3 protein-coding genes and 8 rRNA genes are annotated in these 19724 nt (G+C 46.4%); 1 reads left to right on the forward strand and 10 read right to left on the reverse strand.

What is annotated here, in order from left to right; genetic code table 11:
• Nucleotides 1–22: 22 nt before the first annotated feature.
• Nucleotides 23–2944, reverse strand: a 23S ribosomal RNA gene (locus MKX66_RS18270).
• A 146-nt stretch (nucleotides 2945–3090) separates the two neighbouring features.
• Nucleotides 3091–4642: ribosomal RNA gene (locus MKX66_RS18275) — 16S ribosomal RNA — on the reverse strand.
• Together the 16S and 23S rRNA genes form the textbook arrangement of a ribosomal RNA operon.
• Before the next feature lie 2249 nt (nucleotides 4643–6891).
• Between MKX66_RS18275 and MKX66_RS18280 the strand changes: the two genes are divergently transcribed.
• Nucleotides 6892–7443, forward strand: a complete 552-nt coding sequence (locus MKX66_RS18280) for a recombinase family protein (protein WP_326997717.1) — start codon at nucleotides 6892–6894, stop codon at nucleotides 7441–7443.
• A 115-nt stretch (nucleotides 7444–7558) separates the two neighbouring features.
• On the opposite strand, the gene rrf (MKX66_RS18285) is transcribed toward MKX66_RS18280, so the two are convergent.
• The 8 genes from rrf (MKX66_RS18285) to MKX66_RS18320 all read right to left on the reverse strand — a co-directional run bounded on the left by rrf (MKX66_RS18285) (nucleotide 7559) and on the right by MKX66_RS18320 (nucleotide 19604).
• Nucleotides 7559–7674 (reverse strand): 5S ribosomal RNA (gene rrf, locus MKX66_RS18285).
• A 50-nt stretch (nucleotides 7675–7724) separates the two neighbouring features.
• Nucleotides 7725–10646, reverse strand: a 23S ribosomal RNA gene (locus MKX66_RS18290).
• Nucleotides 10647–10792: 146 nt separating this feature from the next.
• Nucleotides 10793–12344, reverse strand: a 16S ribosomal RNA gene (locus MKX66_RS18295).
• Between the two features lie 350 nt (nucleotides 12345–12694).
• Nucleotides 12695–13426, reverse strand: a complete 732-nt coding sequence (locus MKX66_RS18300) for a DsbA family oxidoreductase (protein ID WP_002035454.1) — start codon at nucleotides 13424–13426, stop codon at nucleotides 12695–12697.
• Nucleotides 13427–13617: 191 nt separating this feature from the next.
• Nucleotides 13618–14577 carry an alpha/beta hydrolase gene (locus tag MKX66_RS18305; RefSeq protein WP_033709745.1) on the reverse strand — a complete coding sequence of 320 codons (960 nt, stop codon included), beginning with the start codon at nucleotides 14575–14577 and terminating at the stop codon, nucleotides 13618–13620.
• A 241-nt stretch (nucleotides 14578–14818) separates the two neighbouring features.
• A 5S ribosomal RNA gene (rrf, locus tag MKX66_RS18310) occupies nucleotides 14819–14934 on the reverse strand.
• Nucleotides 14935–14984: 50 nt separating this feature from the next.
• Nucleotides 14985–17906: ribosomal RNA gene (locus MKX66_RS18315) — 23S ribosomal RNA — on the reverse strand.
• A gap of 146 nt (nucleotides 17907–18052) precedes the next feature.
• A 16S ribosomal RNA gene (locus MKX66_RS18320) occupies nucleotides 18053–19604 on the reverse strand.
• Nucleotides 19605–19724: the final 120 nt, after the last annotated feature.

A 19724-nucleotide genomic window follows, 5' to 3' on the forward strand; every position in this document is an offset into this window, starting at 1 on the left:
GATAACATTTGCTTCATATTATATGGTTAAGTCCTCGATCTATTAGTATTCGTCAGCTCCACATGTCACCATGCTTCCACCTCGAACCTATCAACCTGATCATCTTTCAGGGATCTTACTAGCTTACGCTATGGGAAATCTCATCTTGAGGGGGGCTTCATGCTTAGATGCTTTCAGCACTTATCCCTTCCGCACATAGCTACCCAGCTATGCCCTTGGCAGAACAACTGGTACACCAGCGGTGCGTCCATCCCGGTCCTCTCGTACTAAGGACAGCTCCTCTCAAATTTCCTGCGCCCACGACGGATAGGGACCGAACTGTCTCACGACGTTCTGAACCCAGCTCGCGTACCGCTTTAATGGGCGAACAGCCCAACCCTTGGGACCGACTACAGCCCCAGGATGCGATGAGCCGACATCGAGGTGCCAAACCTCCCCGTCGATGTGGACTCTTGGGGGAGATAAGCCTGTTATCCCCGGGGTAGCTTTTATCCGTTGAGCGATGGCCCTTCCATGCGGAACCACCGGATCACTAAGCCCGACTTTCGTCCCTGCTCGACTTGTAGGTCTCGCAGTCAAGCTCCCTTATGCCTTTGCACTCTACGAATGATTTCCAACCATTCTGAGGGAACCTTTGGGCGCCTCCGTTACACTTTAGGAGGCGACCGCCCCAGTCAAACTGCCCACCTGACACTGTCTCCCGGGTCGATGAGACCCGTAGGTTAGAATTTCAATACAGTCAGGGCGGTATCCCACCAGCGCCTCCACCGAAGCTAGCGCTCCGGTTTCAATGGCTCCCGCCTATCCTGTACAAACTGTACCAAAATTCAATATCAGGCTACAGTAAAGCTCCACGGGGTCTTTCCGTCCTGTCGCGGGTAACCTGCATCTTCACAGGTACTATAATTTCACCGAGTCTCTGGTTGAGACAGTGCCCAAATCGTTACACCTTTCGTGCGGGTCGGAACTTACCCGACAAGGAATTTCGCTACCTTAGGACCGTTATAGTTACGGCCGCCGTTTACTGGGGCTTCAGTTCAGAGCTTCGCTTACGCTAACCCCTCTCCTTAACCTTCCAGCACCGGGCAGGTGTCAGCCCCTATACTTCGCCTTACGGCTTCGCAGAGACCTGTGTTTTTGCTAAACAGTCGCTTGGGCCTATTCACTGCGGCTTTCCGTTAAGAAAGCACCCCTTCTCCCGAAGTTACGGGGTCATTTTGCCGAGTTCCTTAACCAGAGTTCTCTCGCACACCTTAGGATTCTCTCCTCGCCTACCTGTGTCGGTTTGCGGTACAGGCACCTTTTATCTCGCTAGAAGCTTTTCTTGGCAGCGGGGAATCAAAGACTTCGCTCCATAAGGAGCTTCCCCATCACAGCTCAGCCTTCACGATAAGCGGATTTGCCTACTTATCAGCCTAACTGCTTGGACGTGCACAACCAATCGCACGCTTCTTCTATCCTTCTGCGTCCCTCCATTGCTCAAACGATAAAGAGGTGGTACAGGAATATCAACCTGTTGTCCATCGCCTACGCCTGTCGGCCTCGGCTTAGGTCCTGACTAACCCTGAGCGGACGAGCCTTCCTCAGGAAACCTTAGGCATTCGGTGGACGGGATTCTCACCCGTCTTTCGCTACTCATACCGGCATTCTCACTTCTAAGCGCTCCACCAGTCCTTCCGGTCTGACTTCACTGCACTTAGAACGCTCCCCTACCACTGATACCATTGGTATCAATTCGCAGCTTCGGTGGTGTATTTAGCCCCGGTACATTTTCGGCGCAGAGTCACTCGACTAGTGAGCTATTACGCACTCTTTAAATGGTGGCTGCTTCTGAGCCAACATCCTAGTTGTCTAAGCAACTCCACATCCTTTTCCACTTAATACACACTTTGGGACCTTAGCTGGCGATCTGGGCTGTTTCCCTCTTGACTACGGATCTTATCACTCGCAGTCTGACTCCTAAGGATAAGTCATTGGCATTCGGAGTTTGACTGAATTCGGTAATCCGATGAGGACCCCTAGTTCAATCAGTGCTCTACCTCCAAGACTCTTACACTTAAGGCTAGCCCTAAAGCTATTTCGGGGAGAACCAGCTATCTCCAGGTTCGATTGGAATTTCTCCGCTACCCACACCTCATCCCCGCACTTTTCAACGTGCGTGGGTTCGGGCCTCCATTCAGTGTTACCTGAACTTCACCCTGGACATGGGTAGATCACCTGGTTTCGGGTCTACGACCACGTACTAAACGCCCTATTCAGACTCGCTTTCGCTGCGGCTCCGCCTCTTCAGCTTAACCTCGCACGGGATCGTAACTCGCCGGTTCATTCTACAAAAGGCACGCCATCACCCATTAACGGGCTCTGACTATTTGTAGGCACACGGTTTCAGGATCTCTTTCACTCCCCTTCCGGGGTGCTTTTCACCTTTCCCTCACGGTACTGGTTCACTATCGATCACTAGGGAGTATTTAGCCTTGGGAGATGGTCCTCCCAGATTCCGACGGAATTTCACGTGTTCCGCCGTACTCAGGATACATTCAAGAGAGAACGAAGTTTCGACTACGGGGTTATTACCCTCTGTGACGGACCTTTCCAGGTCGCTTCGTCTACCTCGTTCCTTTGTAACTCCGTATAGAATGTCCTACAACCCCAAGAGGCAAGCCTCTTGGTTTGGGCTAGATTCCGTTTCGCTCGCCGCTACTCAGGAAATCGCATTTGCTTTCTCTTCCTCCAGGTACTTAGATGTTTCAGTTCCCTGGGTCTGTCTTCCATACCCTATGTATTCAGGTAAGGATACCATACCATTACGTATAGTGGGTTTCCCCATTCGGAAATCTTCGGATCAAAGCTTACTTACAGCTCCCCGAAGCATATCGGCGTTAGTCCCGTCCTTCATCGACTCCTAGTGTCAAGGCATCCACCGTGCGCCCTTTCTAACTTAACCAAACTAAAATTAAAAAAATATGAGCTACACTGTTATCTAGTTTTCAAAGAACATACATTTAAACTTGAGAGATAGTTCTCTCAAAACTGAACGAAACAAAACAAGTCAACGTTTATTGATGAACTGCGTTCATCAATTCTCCATAGAAAGGAGGTGATCCAGCCGCACCTTCCGATACGGCTACCTTGTTACGACTTCACCCCAATCATCTGTCCCACCTTAGGCGGCTGGCTCCATAAAGGTTACCCCACCGACTTCGGGTGTTACAAACTCTCGTGGTGTGACGGGCGGTGTGTACAAGGCCCGGGAACGTATTCACCGCGGCATGCTGATCCGCGATTACTAGCGATTCCAGCTTCATGTAGGCGAGTTGCAGCCTACAATCCGAACTGAGAACGGTTTTATGAGATTAGCTCCACCTCGCGGTCTTGCAGCTCTTTGTACCGTCCATTGTAGCACGTGTGTAGCCCAGGTCATAAGGGGCATGATGATTTGACGTCATCCCCACCTTCCTCCGGTTTGTCACCGGCAGTCACCTTAGAGTGCCCAACTTAATGATGGCAACTAAGATCAAGGGTTGCGCTCGTTGCGGGACTTAACCCAACATCTCACGACACGAGCTGACGACAACCATGCACCACCTGTCACTCTGCTCCCGAAGGAGAAGCTCTATCTCTAGAGTTTTCAGAGGATGTCAAGACCTGGTAAGGTTCTTCGCGTTGCTTCGAATTAAACCACATGCTCCACCGCTTGTGCGGGCCCCCGTCAATTCCTTTGAGTTTCAGCCTTGCGGCCGTACTCCCCAGGCGGAGTGCTTAATGCGTTAACTTCAGCACTAAAGGGCGGAAACCCTCTAACACTTAGCACTCATCGTTTACGGCGTGGACTACCAGGGTATCTAATCCTGTTTGCTCCCCACGCTTTCGCGCCTCAGTGTCAGTTACAGACCAGAAAGTCGCCTTCGCCACTGGTGTTCCTCCATATCTCTACGCATTTCACCGCTACACATGGAATTCCACTTTCCTCTTCTGCACTCAAGTCTCCCAGTTTCCAATGACCCTCCACGGTTGAGCCGTGGGCTTTCACATCAGACTTAAGAAACCACCTGCGCGCGCTTTACGCCCAATAATTCCGGATAACGCTTGCCACCTACGTATTACCGCGGCTGCTGGCACGTAGTTAGCCGTGGCTTTCTGGTTAGGTACCGTCAAGGTGCCAGCTTATTCAACTAGCACTTGTTCTTCCCTAACAACAGAGTTTTACGACCCGAAAGCCTTCATCACTCACGCGGCGTTGCTCCGTCAGACTTTCGTCCATTGCGGAAGATTCCCTACTGCTGCCTCCCGTAGGAGTCTGGGCCGTGTCTCAGTCCCAGTGTGGCCGATCACCCTCTCAGGTCGGCTACGCATCGTCGCCTTGGTGAGCCGTTACCTCACCAACTAGCTAATGCGACGCGGGTCCATCCATAAGTGACAGCCGAAGCCGCCTTTCAATTTCGAACTATGCAGTTCAAAATATTATCCGGTATTAGCCCCGGTTTCCCGGAGTTATCCCAGTCTTATGGGTAGGTTACCCACGTGTTACTCACCCGTCCGCCGCTAACTTCATAAGAGCAAGCTCTTAATCCATTCGCTCGACTTGCATGTATTAGGCACGCCGCCAGCGTTCATCCTGAGCCAGGATCAAACTCTCCAATAAAGTTAGTTTGTCTAGCATCTAAAAATAAAAATTGACGTTCACGTTGTTTGTTTCGTTCAGTTTTCAAAGAACTTGTTTGCCGCTCATTTGCGACTCCCTTATGTTAACATTTTCATATTTCAATGTCAACCAAGTTTTTTTATTTCTTTTGTCGCTTTCTGCGTTGTTGCTATCGGCGACTTGTTTTATATTACACCTCTATAAGCTAATCGTCAACACCTTTTTATAAAGATATTTAATTTAATATGTTCACACCATTTTATCCCGCTATTTGCGGACAGTAAGACTCCCACCTCAAAGTTCGACTGAAGCAAAGAAGTTAGTAGTGAGCCTGACGATCATAAATTCCCGATTAGTAAAGGTTACATAAGAATCCACAAAAATTTTACTAAATAGCAATCATTATCTACCTCTATCTACTAATCTCCCCTAACAAACCTCTCTATTTCAAGAGGATTATTCCCCGTACATTACTGGGTTCCACAAGAAATTCTTTTCTAGCAACTTCATTTACTCTCCTTATCTTAATTACAATATCTCTTTCTAACAGTACACACACTCTCCTGAACCATTCATAATAGAATGAACCGACTATAGACTAGATTCAATTAATATTAAAAATTATGATGAGTAAAGGACCATTCGTAGATTATTTCATAAAACCAGTTGGAGATAGAATAATTGGTTCGTTTACAGATTTCACGATACTTTCACAGAAAACACTTATTGTTTTGATACACGCCAACTATAGACAAGAAAAAGACGCTAAAACATATGAACATGCAAAACGGTCATAGCAGCGTAGCTCGCGAACCTATACGGTCTATAGTGAGAGTGGTGATGGCACACTACAATCTTGCACGTCAGCGATACCAAAAATGGACTTCGCCTTTGGTAGCAAGAATCACACTGATGTTAATCAGGTTGCCCCTTTAGCAGTGGGAGTGTCAATAAATCCAATATTAATAATTGAAATATACTTTACTGAAGAACCACTTCACTAAAGCATGTAAAGTTACAAGCTATACTGGAAATCCGAACCTAGTATGGCAGCTCTTCTTTAAACACATATGTCCAATAGAAAATAAGCGCCTCAATTGATTGAGCATGTCCATTACACCATTCGAGAACGAATGTTCTATTCTCTTATTATACACCACTACTTCCTTGCATTTAAGTAATCACACTATAATTTTTCACTTACACTTATCTTCTATATAAAAGCTACAAAATTATAAAATTTAAAGAGTTGTACCCTATATCTATAAGTTTTTCCGTTAGAAGGGCAAATAGCATCGCTAACAAAGCATATAGTTTCATTATTTCCAACCAAATTACAAATAGAGTATATAACTACCTACATTTATTCCCGATGAACCCATTCTTCCTCCAACTTATTTATATCAACGTGATAATAAAGACAAATATGCTGTTCAAATAGCAACCAGTGGCCAACTATACTTTAGTTATCTTATTTATAAGGCTACAAAAAAAGATTCTTATCCAACTACTAGAGGAAACAAGTAGAACTTATAAAGAAGCTGAACACTATGTACAAGAGCAGTTCCAATATTACTACTCATAACTGATCTTCCCGCCCGAAAATTTTCTTGGGAATTTCGTGTAACAAACTATCCAAACTATAAAAAAGATTATAGAGTCTAAACATTAATCCACACATCTTTATCCAAAATGTTATATGCGAAAGTAATACATAAGATTTTCAAGAACTATATTTTGAAATTATCGCCGCTCTTCAAAAGCCAGATTCAGAAAAAAAGAACACGCGCTATTATCTTTTTAACTCCACCACTTTCACCAGATAACTATTTAAAACAAATAAAGTGAAACTTTAATCAGTGGGGGTTGTTGATCCCCTACTGATTATTAGCCTTCACCAATCGGGCGTTTACAGGCAGCCAAACTCCCACCTAACTTCTTTGCTCCAGCTGAATTTTGAGGTGGGAGTTTTATTGCCCGCAAATAGCGGGATAAATGAAACAAATAGCCTGTTACAATGAACTTTTTTCTTCAAACTTTTTTCATGTACCACTATTTAGGTTCACTTCAATTTAACATGTGGTAGCTTCTTTGCTATTCACGAATTAAAGCCATTATCATACAGTATCATCTCATTTCTGTAATTATTCAGTTAATTAGTTCAATTATATATCAATAGAGTGTAGGAGACTGATAAAATCATAGTTAAGAGCATCTCATAAGACTTGTCTCAAAAATGAGGTGATATTTTGCGGAAAATCGGTTATATACGCGTCAGTTCAACTAGCCAGAATCCTTCAAGGCAATTTCAGCAACTGAACGAAATCGGAATGGATATTATTTTTGAAAAAAAAGTTTCCGGAGCAACAAAAGATCGTGAGCAACTTCAAAAAATGTTAGAGGATATACAAGAAGGTGACATCATTTATGTTACGGACTTAACTCGGATTACTCGTAGTACACAAGATTTATTTGAATTAATCGATAACATACGGAGTAAAAAGGCAAATTTAAAATCCTTAAAAGATACATGGCTAGATTTATCAGAAGATAATCCCTACAGCCAATTCTTAATTACGGTTATGGCGGGTGTAAACCAATTAGAACGTGATCTTATCCGTATGCGGCAGCGTGAAGGAATTGAACTGGCTAAGAAAGAAGGAAAGTTTAAAGGTCGGTTAAAGAAGTACCATAAAAATCATGCAGGAATGAATTATGCAGTAAAGCTTTATAAAGAGGGAGATATGACTGTAAATCAAATTTGTGAAATTACAAATGTGTCTAGGGCCTCATTTATATAAATACGCTTACCTTTAAACAAATAAGCTTGTTATCAATGGATTTCTTGAGCCATTAATAACAAGCTTATTTCATTAAACACAAAAAAGACGAGTCATTCTGACTCGTCTTAAAGTTGCTTGGCGACGTCCTACTCTCACAGGGACAAGGTCCCAACTACCATCGGCGCTAGAGAGCTTAACTTCCGTGTTCGGTATGGGAACGGGTGTGACCTCTCTGCCATCATCACCAAACTGATGAAGGTATATTCCTTCAAAACTAGATAACATTAGCTTCATATTATATGGTTAAGTCCTCGATCTATTAGTATTCGTCAGCTCCACATGTCACCATGCTTCCACCTCGAACCTATCAACCTGATCATCTTTCAGGGATCTTACTAGCTTACGCTATGGGAAATCTCATCTTGAGGGGGGCTTCATGCTTAGATGCTTTCAGCACTTATCCCTTCCGCACATAGCTACCCAGCTATGCCCTTGGCAGAACAACTGGTACACCAGCGGTGCGTCCATCCCGGTCCTCTCGTACTAAGGACAGCTCCTCTCAAATTTCCTGCGCCCACGACGGATAGGGACCGAACTGTCTCACGACGTTCTGAACCCAGCTCGCGTACCGCTTTAATGGGCGAACAGCCCAACCCTTGGGACCGACTACAGCCCCAGGATGCGATGAGCCGACATCGAGGTGCCAAACCTCCCCGTCGATGTGGACTCTTGGGGGAGATAAGCCTGTTATCCCCGGGGTAGCTTTTATCCGTTGAGCGATGGCCCTTCCATGCGGAACCACCGGATCACTAAGCCCGACTTTCGTCCCTGCTCGACTTGTAGGTCTCGCAGTCAAGCTCCCTTATGCCTTTGCACTCTACGAATGATTTCCAACCATTCTGAGGGAACCTTTGGGCGCCTCCGTTACACTTTAGGAGGCGACCGCCCCAGTCAAACTGCCCACCTGACACTGTCTCCCGGGTCGATGAGACCCGTAGGTTAGAATTTCAATACAGTCAGGGCGGTATCCCACCAGCGCCTCCACCGAAGCTAGCGCTCCGGTTTCAATGGCTCCCGCCTATCCTGTACAAACTGTACCAAAATTCAATATCAGGCTACAGTAAAGCTCCACGGGGTCTTTCCGTCCTGTCGCGGGTAACCTGCATCTTCACAGGTACTATAATTTCACCGAGTCTCTGGTTGAGACAGTGCCCAAATCGTTACACCTTTCGTGCGGGTCGGAACTTACCCGACAAGGAATTTCGCTACCTTAGGACCGTTATAGTTACGGCCGCCGTTTACTGGGGCTTCAGTTCAGAGCTTCGCTTACGCTAACCCCTCTCCTTAACCTTCCAGCACCGGGCAGGTGTCAGCCCCTATACTTCGCCTTACGGCTTCGCAGAGACCTGTGTTTTTGCTAAACAGTCGCTTGGGCCTATTCACTGCGGCTTTCCGTTAAGAAAGCACCCCTTCTCCCGAAGTTACGGGGTCATTTTGCCGAGTTCCTTAACCAGAGTTCTCTCGCACACCTTAGGATTCTCTCCTCGCCTACCTGTGTCGGTTTGCGGTACAGGCACCTTTTATCTCGCTAGAAGCTTTTCTTGGCAGCGGGGAATCAAAGACTTCGCTCCATAAGGAGCTTCCCCATCACAGCTCAGCCTTCACGATAAGCGGATTTGCCTACTTATCAGCCTAACTGCTTGGACGTGCACAACCAATCGCACGCTTCTTCTATCCTTCTGCGTCCCTCCATTGCTCAAACGATAAAGAGGTGGTACAGGAATATCAACCTGTTGTCCATCGCCTACGCCTGTCGGCCTCGGCTTAGGTCCTGACTAACCCTGAGCGGACGAGCCTTCCTCAGGAAACCTTAGGCATTCGGTGGACGGGATTCTCACCCGTCTTTCGCTACTCATACCGGCATTCTCACTTCTAAGCGCTCCACCAGTCCTTCCGGTCTGACTTCACTGCACTTAGAACGCTCCCCTACCACTGATACCATTGGTATCAATTCGCAGCTTCGGTGGTGTATTTAGCCCCGGTACATTTTCGGCGCAGAGTCACTCGACTAGTGAGCTATTACGCACTCTTTAAATGGTGGCTGCTTCTGAGCCAACATCCTAGTTGTCTAAGCAACTCCACATCCTTTTCCACTTAATACACACTTTGGGACCTTAGCTGGCGATCTGGGCTGTTTCCCTCTTGACTACGGATCTTATCACTCGCAGTCTGACTCCTAAGGATAAGTCATTGGCATTCGGAGTTTGACTGAATTCGGTAATCCGATGAGGACCCCTAGTTCAATCAGTGCTCTACCTCCAAGACTCTTACACTTAAGGCTAGCCCTAAAGCTATTTCGGGGAGAACCAGCTATCTCCAGGTTCGATTGGAATTTCTCCGCTACCCACACCTCATCCCCGCACTTTTCAACGTGCGTGGGTTCGGGCCTCCATTCAGTGTTACCTGAACTTCACCCTGGACATGGGTAGATCACCTGGTTTCGGGTCTACGACCACGTACTAAACGCCCTATTCAGACTCGCTTTCGCTGCGGCTCCGCCTCTTCAGCTTAACCTCGCACGGGATCGTAACTCGCCGGTTCATTCTACAAAAGGCACGCCATCACCCATTAACGGGCTCTGACTATTTGTAGGCACACGGTTTCAGGATCTCTTTCACTCCCCTTCCGGGGTGCTTTTCACCTTTCCCTCACGGTACTGGTTCACTATCGATCACTAGGGAGTATTTAGCCTTGGGAGATGGTCCTCCCAGATTCCGACGGAATTTCACGTGTTCCGCCGTACTCAGGATACATTCAAGAGAGAACGAAGTTTCGACTACGGGGTTATTACCCTCTGTGACGGACCTTTCCAGGTCGCTTCGTCTACCTCGTTCCTTTGTAACTCCGTATAGAATGTCCTACAACCCCAAGAGGCAAGCCTCTTGGTTTGGGCTAGATTCCGTTTCGCTCGCCGCTACTCAGGAAATCGCATTTGCTTTCTCTTCCTCCAGGTACTTAGATGTTTCAGTTCCCTGGGTCTGTCTTCCATACCCTATGTATTCAGGTAAGGATACCATACCATTACGTATAGTGGGTTTCCCCATTCGGAAATCTTCGGATCAAAGCTTACTTACAGCTCCCCGAAGCATATCGGCGTTAGTCCCGTCCTTCATCGACTCCTAGTGTCAAGGCATCCACCGTGCGCCCTTTCTAACTTAACCAAACTAAAATTAAAAAAATATGAGCTACACTGTTATCTAGTTTTCAAAGAACATACATTTAAACTTGAGAGATAGTTCTCTCAAAACTGAACGAAACAAAACAAGTCAACGTTTATTGATGAACTGCGTTCATCAATTCTCCATAGAAAGGAGGTGATCCAGCCGCACCTTCCGATACGGCTACCTTGTTACGACTTCACCCCAATCATCTGTCCCACCTTAGGCGGCTGGCTCCATAAAGGTTACCCCACCGACTTCGGGTGTTACAAACTCTCGTGGTGTGACGGGCGGTGTGTACAAGGCCCGGGAACGTATTCACCGCGGCATGCTGATCCGCGATTACTAGCGATTCCAGCTTCATGTAGGCGAGTTGCAGCCTACAATCCGAACTGAGAACGGTTTTATGAGATTAGCTCCACCTCGCGGTCTTGCAGCTCTTTGTACCGTCCATTGTAGCACGTGTGTAGCCCAGGTCATAAGGGGCATGATGATTTGACGTCATCCCCACCTTCCTCCGGTTTGTCACCGGCAGTCACCTTAGAGTGCCCAACTTAATGATGGCAACTAAGATCAAGGGTTGCGCTCGTTGCGGGACTTAACCCAACATCTCACGACACGAGCTGACGACAACCATGCACCACCTGTCACTCTGCTCCCGAAGGAGAAGCTCTATCTCTAGAGTTTTCAGAGGATGTCAAGACCTGGTAAGGTTCTTCGCGTTGCTTCGAATTAAACCACATGCTCCACCGCTTGTGCGGGCCCCCGTCAATTCCTTTGAGTTTCAGCCTTGCGGCCGTACTCCCCAGGCGGAGTGCTTAATGCGTTAACTTCAGCACTAAAGGGCGGAAACCCTCTAACACTTAGCACTCATCGTTTACGGCGTGGACTACCAGGGTATCTAATCCTGTTTGCTCCCCACGCTTTCGCGCCTCAGTGTCAGTTACAGACCAGAAAGTCGCCTTCGCCACTGGTGTTCCTCCATATCTCTACGCATTTCACCGCTACACATGGAATTCCACTTTCCTCTTCTGCACTCAAGTCTCCCAGTTTCCAATGACCCTCCACGGTTGAGCCGTGGGCTTTCACATCAGACTTAAGAAACCACCTGCGCGCGCTTTACGCCCAATAATTCCGGATAACGCTTGCCACCTACGTATTACCGCGGCTGCTGGCACGTAGTTAGCCGTGGCTTTCTGGTTAGGTACCGTCAAGGTGCCAGCTTATTCAACTAGCACTTGTTCTTCCCTAACAACAGAGTTTTACGACCCGAAAGCCTTCATCACTCACGCGGCGTTGCTCCGTCAGACTTTCGTCCATTGCGGAAGATTCCCTACTGCTGCCTCCCGTAGGAGTCTGGGCCGTGTCTCAGTCCCAGTGTGGCCGATCACCCTCTCAGGTCGGCTACGCATCGTCGCCTTGGTGAGCCGTTACCTCACCAACTAGCTAATGCGACGCGGGTCCATCCATAAGTGACAGCCGAAGCCGCCTTTCAATTTCGAACTATGCAGTTCAAAATATTATCCGGTATTAGCCCCGGTTTCCCGGAGTTATCCCAGTCTTATGGGTAGGTTACCCACGTGTTACTCACCCGTCCGCCGCTAACTTCATAAGAGCAAGCTCTTAATCCATTCGCTCGACTTGCATGTATTAGGCACGCCGCCAGCGTTCATCCTGAGCCAGGATCAAACTCTCCAATAAAGTTAGTTTGTCTAGCATCTAAAAATAAAAATTGACGTTCACGTTGTTTGTTTCGTTCAGTTTTCAAAGAACTTGTTTGCCGCTCATTTGCGACTCCCTTATGTTAACATTTTCATATTTCAATGTCAACCAAGTTTTTTTATTTCTTTTGTCGCTTTCTGCGTTGTTGCTATCGGCGACTTGTTCTATATTACACCTCTAACCTACAATCGTCAATATGTTTTTATAAAAAACTTCATTTTTTTATAAATCCTATTTACGTTATTAATTTATCTATTTATATACCTCTTCTATAAGAATAGAATAGCAACCCACGAAACACTCTATGGGTTGCTATTCCATCATAAAAACTATTGTTCTTTTGAAGGTACAGAACAACTTTCATCCGTACAAGACATATCGCTTCCACCCTCTGAAGAAAGCTCTTGTAACTTAGGTGCAGGATTCTCTTCTTCCCAAACTTGCTGAAGTGCACCAACAAAAGTTTCAAGTGGTTGCGCACCTGAAATAGCATACTTTTGATTAATAATAAAATAAGGAACTCCCGAAATTTGATATTGCTGAGCAATCGCTTCATCAATTCTAACATCATTTGCATATGCGCTTTTATCATTAATAACATGTAGAGCTTCTTGCTTATCTAAACCTGAAGCTTCAGCAATAGTAGCAAGCGTATCCACATCACTTAAATTTTTCGATTCAGTGAAATATGCACAAAGTAGATTTTCCGTAATCTCTTTTTCTTTCCCTTGATCCTTTGCAAATTTGGCAAGACGATGCGCATCAAAAGTGTTCGTCGGCTTCATCTCTTCAAAATTAAAACTTAACCCCATACTAGCTGCATGATTGCCTAGTTGTATATTATTACGCTTAGCTTCTTCAATACTAATCCCATACTTTGATGCAAGTACTTCATTAATACTTGTTCCAGAATAGATTGGAGCATTTTGGTCTAATTCAAAACTTTTAAACTCAACTTCAACATCTTTCTTATGCGGAAATTGCTCTAAAGCCATTTCTAATCTACGTTTCCCAATATAACAAAATGGGCATACAAAATCTGACCATACTTCAATTTTCATAGAAACACCTCATTAACATGTAGTTTTCAATTATTGTAGCACTGGCAATAAGGAATTCAAAAATTTATGCTTCAAACCTTATATACTACAAACTAAAATGAGTTTTTAAATAGAAAAAACGATAATCAAAAGTATAAAAACATTTCCTTCTGATTATCGTATATACAAAATACAAATCTAAAACAATCTAATTACGCTGGAATGTATCTCCCCACGAACTCCCATATGGTATTCCAATATTTATTCGAATCTACCTTCTCGGCTTCTCCATGTCCAGCACCTGGAACAATTAATTTCTCTTTTTCTACTTTTGCAGCATTATATACTTCATCTAACATTTCATAAGGAACGAATGTATCAGCGTCCCCATGAATAAATAGCATCGGTGTTTTACTTTTCGCTACTTGTTTTACAGCTGAAGCTTCTTCTAAATCATATCCAGCTCTTAATTTTGTAACTGTATTTGCCGCATTCATAACAGGAAACTTCGGCAAGTGGAATAAATCGTTTAATTGATAAGTAAATTCATCAATAACAGTTGAGTATCCACAATCTTCAATAATAACTTTAACGTTAGAGGGTAACTCTTCACCTGAAGTCATCATTACAGTTGCTCCCCCCATTGAAACTCCAAAGAGTGCTATTTCAGCATTAGGGTCTTTCTTTACAATTTGTTGAATCCAAATCAAAATATCTTTACGATCGTGCCAGCCCATCCCTATATAATCACCTTCACTATTTCCATGCCCACGAAGATCTGGCGCTATGACGTTATATCCTTCTTCATAAAAATTCCGGATATATTTCGTCATTTTCGATGCCCTACTATCATATCCATGAACTACAATTGCCCATTTATGGCTAGATTGTTCATTCATATATTCATAACCTGTTAATTTCAACTTATCGAAAGAATTTATGTTTCGTATATTAGGTTTATGATTTGATACAAAGTTCGCATCCTTTTCTTCATTTGTAGCAAACACACCTCCCGATGCATTCACAGTTTCTACTAAGTGCGGATTATCCTCTAAAAACTCTTTCTCTTGTTTCGCATTCAACGCATAATTATAAAAATAATTCCCGACTAACATATAAGTAATTGCTAGAAGGACTAAAACCACTATAGTAATTACACCTATCTTCTTCATATTATCTCCTTAAAAAATTTAAATCTTCCTATATTAAAGTACCTCGAAAAACAACTGTACTATTTTAACACACCGATAGATTGCTTCTACAAAAAATAGAATAGAAAATCTTAAACTACACATCAAAAATGATGAAAGAAAATAAATATGAGAGGATCAAAATAATAAGGATTACTTACTTGAGGCTGATAAGAAGTTTAAAACACAAAAAAGACGAGTCATTCTGACTCGTCTTAAAGTTGCTTGGCGACGTCCTACTCTCACAGGGACAAGGTCCCAACTACCATCGGCGCTAGAGAGCTTAACTTCCGTGTTCGGTATGGGAACGGGTGTGACCTCTCTGCCATCATCACCAAACTGATGAAGGTATATTCCTTCAAAACTAGATAACATTAGCTTCATATTATATGGTTAAGTCCTCGATCTATTAGTATTCGTCAGCTCCACATGTCACCATGCTTCCACCTCGAACCTATCAACCTGATCATCTTTCAGGGATCTTACTAGCTTACGCTATGGGAAATCTCATCTTGAGGGGGGCTTCATGCTTAGATGCTTTCAGCACTTATCCCTTCCGCACATAGCTACCCAGCTATGCCCTTGGCAGAACAACTGGTACACCAGCGGTGCGTCCATCCCGGTCCTCTCGTACTAAGGACAGCTCCTCTCAAATTTCCTGCGCCCACGACGGATAGGGACCGAACTGTCTCACGACGTTCTGAACCCAGCTCGCGTACCGCTTTAATGGGCGAACAGCCCAACCCTTGGGACCGACTACAGCCCCAGGATGCGATGAGCCGACATCGAGGTGCCAAACCTCCCCGTCGATGTGGACTCTTGGGGGAGATAAGCCTGTTATCCCCGGGGTAGCTTTTATCCGTTGAGCGATGGCCCTTCCATGCGGAACCACCGGATCACTAAGCCCGACTTTCGTCCCTGCTCGACTTGTAGGTCTCGCAGTCAAGCTCCCTTATGCCTTTGCACTCTACGAATGATTTCCAACCATTCTGAGGGAACCTTTGGGCGCCTCCGTTACACTTTAGGAGGCGACCGCCCCAGTCAAACTGCCCACCTGACACTGTCTCCCGGGTCGATGAGACCCGTAGGTTAGAATTTCAATACAGTCAGGGCGGTATCCCACCAGCGCCTCCACCGAAGCTAGCGCTCCGGTTTCAATGGCTCCCGCCTATCCTGTACAAACTGTACCAAAATTCAATATCAGGCTACAGTAAAGCTCCACGGGGTCTTTCCGTCCTGTCGCGGGTAACCTGCATCTTCACAGGTACTATAATTTCACCGAGTCTCTGGTTGAGACAGTGCCCAAATCGTTACACCTTTCGTGCGGGTCGGAACTTACCCGACAAGGAATTTCGCTACCTTAGGACCGTTATAGTTACGGCCGCCGTTTACTGGGGCTTCAGTTCAGAGCTTCGCTTACGCTAACCCCTCTCCTTAACCTTCCAGCACCGGGCAGGTGTCAGCCCCTATACTTCGCCTTACGGCTTCGCAGAGACCTGTGTTTTTGCTAAACAGTCGCTTGGGCCTATTCACTGCGGCTTTCCGTTAAGAAAGCACCCCTTCTCCCGAAGTTACGGGGTCATTTTGCCGAGTTCCTTAACCAGAGTTCTCTCGCACACCTTAGGATTCTCTCCTCGCCTACCTGTGTCGGTTTGCGGTACAGGCACCTTTTATCTCGCTAGAAGCTTTTCTTGGCAGCGGGGAATCAAAGACTTCGCTCCATAAGGAGCTTCCCCATCACAGCTCAGCCTTCACGATAAGCGGATTTGCCTACTTATCAGCCTAACTGCTTGGACGTGCACAACCAATCGCACGCTTCTTCTATCCTTCTGCGTCCCTCCATTGCTCAAACGATAAAGAGGTGGTACAGGAATATCAACCTGTTGTCCATCGCCTACGCCTGTCGGCCTCGGCTTAGGTCCTGACTAACCCTGAGCGGACGAGCCTTCCTCAGGAAACCTTAGGCATTCGGTGGACGGGATTCTCACCCGTCTTTCGCTACTCATACCGGCATTCTCACTTCTAAGCGCTCCACCAGTCCTTCCGGTCTGACTTCACTGCACTTAGAACGCTCCCCTACCACTGATACCATTGGTATCAATTCGCAGCTTCGGTGGTGTATTTAGCCCCGGTACATTTTCGGCGCAGAGTCACTCGACTAGTGAGCTATTACGCACTCTTTAAATGGTGGCTGCTTCTGAGCCAACATCCTAGTTGTCTAAGCAACTCCACATCCTTTTCCACTTAATACACACTTTGGGACCTTAGCTGGCGATCTGGGCTGTTTCCCTCTTGACTACGGATCTTATCACTCGCAGTCTGACTCCTAAGGATAAGTCATTGGCATTCGGAGTTTGACTGAATTCGGTAATCCGATGAGGACCCCTAGTTCAATCAGTGCTCTACCTCCAAGACTCTTACACTTAAGGCTAGCCCTAAAGCTATTTCGGGGAGAACCAGCTATCTCCAGGTTCGATTGGAATTTCTCCGCTACCCACACCTCATCCCCGCACTTTTCAACGTGCGTGGGTTCGGGCCTCCATTCAGTGTTACCTGAACTTCACCCTGGACATGGGTAGATCACCTGGTTTCGGGTCTACGACCACGTACTAAACGCCCTATTCAGACTCGCTTTCGCTGCGGCTCCGCCTCTTCAGCTTAACCTCGCACGGGATCGTAACTCGCCGGTTCATTCTACAAAAGGCACGCCATCACCCATTAACGGGCTCTGACTATTTGTAGGCACACGGTTTCAGGATCTCTTTCACTCCCCTTCCGGGGTGCTTTTCACCTTTCCCTCACGGTACTGGTTCACTATCGATCACTAGGGAGTATTTAGCCTTGGGAGATGGTCCTCCCAGATTCCGACGGAATTTCACGTGTTCCGCCGTACTCAGGATACATTCAAGAGAGAACGAAGTTTCGACTACGGGGTTATTACCCTCTGTGACGGACCTTTCCAGGTCGCTTCGTCTACCTCGTTCCTTTGTAACTCCGTATAGAATGTCCTACAACCCCAAGAGGCAAGCCTCTTGGTTTGGGCTAGATTCCGTTTCGCTCGCCGCTACTCAGGAAATCGCATTTGCTTTCTCTTCCTCCAGGTACTTAGATGTTTCAGTTCCCTGGGTCTGTCTTCCATACCCTATGTATTCAGGTAAGGATACCATACCATTACGTATAGTGGGTTTCCCCATTCGGAAATCTTCGGATCAAAGCTTACTTACAGCTCCCCGAAGCATATCGGCGTTAGTCCCGTCCTTCATCGACTCCTAGTGTCAAGGCATCCACCGTGCGCCCTTTCTAACTTAACCAAACTAAAATTAAAAAAATATGAGCTACACTGTTATCTAGTTTTCAAAGAACATACATTTAAACTTGAGAGATAGTTCTCTCAAAACTGAACGAAACAAAACAAGTCAACGTTTATTGATGAACTGCGTTCATCAATTCTCCATAGAAAGGAGGTGATCCAGCCGCACCTTCCGATACGGCTACCTTGTTACGACTTCACCCCAATCATCTGTCCCACCTTAGGCGGCTGGCTCCATAAAGGTTACCCCACCGACTTCGGGTGTTACAAACTCTCGTGGTGTGACGGGCGGTGTGTACAAGGCCCGGGAACGTATTCACCGCGGCATGCTGATCCGCGATTACTAGCGATTCCAGCTTCATGTAGGCGAGTTGCAGCCTACAATCCGAACTGAGAACGGTTTTATGAGATTAGCTCCACCTCGCGGTCTTGCAGCTCTTTGTACCGTCCATTGTAGCACGTGTGTAGCCCAGGTCATAAGGGGCATGATGATTTGACGTCATCCCCACCTTCCTCCGGTTTGTCACCGGCAGTCACCTTAGAGTGCCCAACTTAATGATGGCAACTAAGATCAAGGGTTGCGCTCGTTGCGGGACTTAACCCAACATCTCACGACACGAGCTGACGACAACCATGCACCACCTGTCACTCTGCTCCCGAAGGAGAAGCTCTATCTCTAGAGTTTTCAGAGGATGTCAAGACCTGGTAAGGTTCTTCGCGTTGCTTCGAATTAAACCACATGCTCCACCGCTTGTGCGGGCCCCCGTCAATTCCTTTGAGTTTCAGCCTTGCGGCCGTACTCCCCAGGCGGAGTGCTTAATGCGTTAACTTCAGCACTAAAGGGCGGAAACCCTCTAACACTTAGCACTCATCGTTTACGGCGTGGACTACCAGGGTATCTAATCCTGTTTGCTCCCCACGCTTTCGCGCCTCAGTGTCAGTTACAGACCAGAAAGTCGCCTTCGCCACTGGTGTTCCTCCATATCTCTACGCATTTCACCGCTACACATGGAATTCCACTTTCCTCTTCTGCACTCAAGTCTCCCAGTTTCCAATGACCCTCCACGGTTGAGCCGTGGGCTTTCACATCAGACTTAAGAAACCACCTGCGCGCGCTTTACGCCCAATAATTCCGGATAACGCTTGCCACCTACGTATTACCGCGGCTGCTGGCACGTAGTTAGCCGTGGCTTTCTGGTTAGGTACCGTCAAGGTGCCAGCTTATTCAACTAGCACTTGTTCTTCCCTAACAACAGAGTTTTACGACCCGAAAGCCTTCATCACTCACGCGGCGTTGCTCCGTCAGACTTTCGTCCATTGCGGAAGATTCCCTACTGCTGCCTCCCGTAGGAGTCTGGGCCGTGTCTCAGTCCCAGTGTGGCCGATCACCCTCTCAGGTCGGCTACGCATCGTCGCCTTGGTGAGCCGTTACCTCACCAACTAGCTAATGCGACGCGGGTCCATCCATAAGTGACAGCCGAAGCCGCCTTTCAATTTCGAACTATGCAGTTCAAAATATTATCCGGTATTAGCCCCGGTTTCCCGGAGTTATCCCAGTCTTATGGGTAGGTTACCCACGTGTTACTCACCCGTCCGCCGCTAACTTCATAAGAGCAAGCTCTTAATCCATTCGCTCGACTTGCATGTATTAGGCACGCCGCCAGCGTTCATCCTGAGCCAGGATCAAACTCTCCAATAAAGTTAGTTTGTCTAGCATCTAAAAATAAAAATTGACGTTCACGTTGTTTGTTTCGTTCAGTTTTCAAAGAACTTGTTTGTCGCTCATTTGCGACTCCCTTATGTTAACATCTTCGTTAGT

The organism is Bacillus sp. FSL R9-9530 (genome assembly GCF_038008145.1).
GTDB classification, from domain to species: Bacteria; Bacillota; Bacilli; order Bacillales; family Bacillaceae_G; genus Bacillus_A; species Bacillus_A mycoides.

What these genes read in the sequence shown, in the direction of transcription:
- MKX66_RS18300 (WP_002035454.1), bottom strand. Translation starts at nt 13,426, where the DNA reads ATGAAAATTGAAGTATGGTCAGATTTTGTATGCCCATTTTGTTATATT.
- MKX66_RS18305 (WP_033709745.1), bottom strand. Translation starts at nt 14,577, where the DNA reads ATGAAGAAGATAGGTGTAATTACTATAGTGGTTTTAGTCCTTCTAGCA.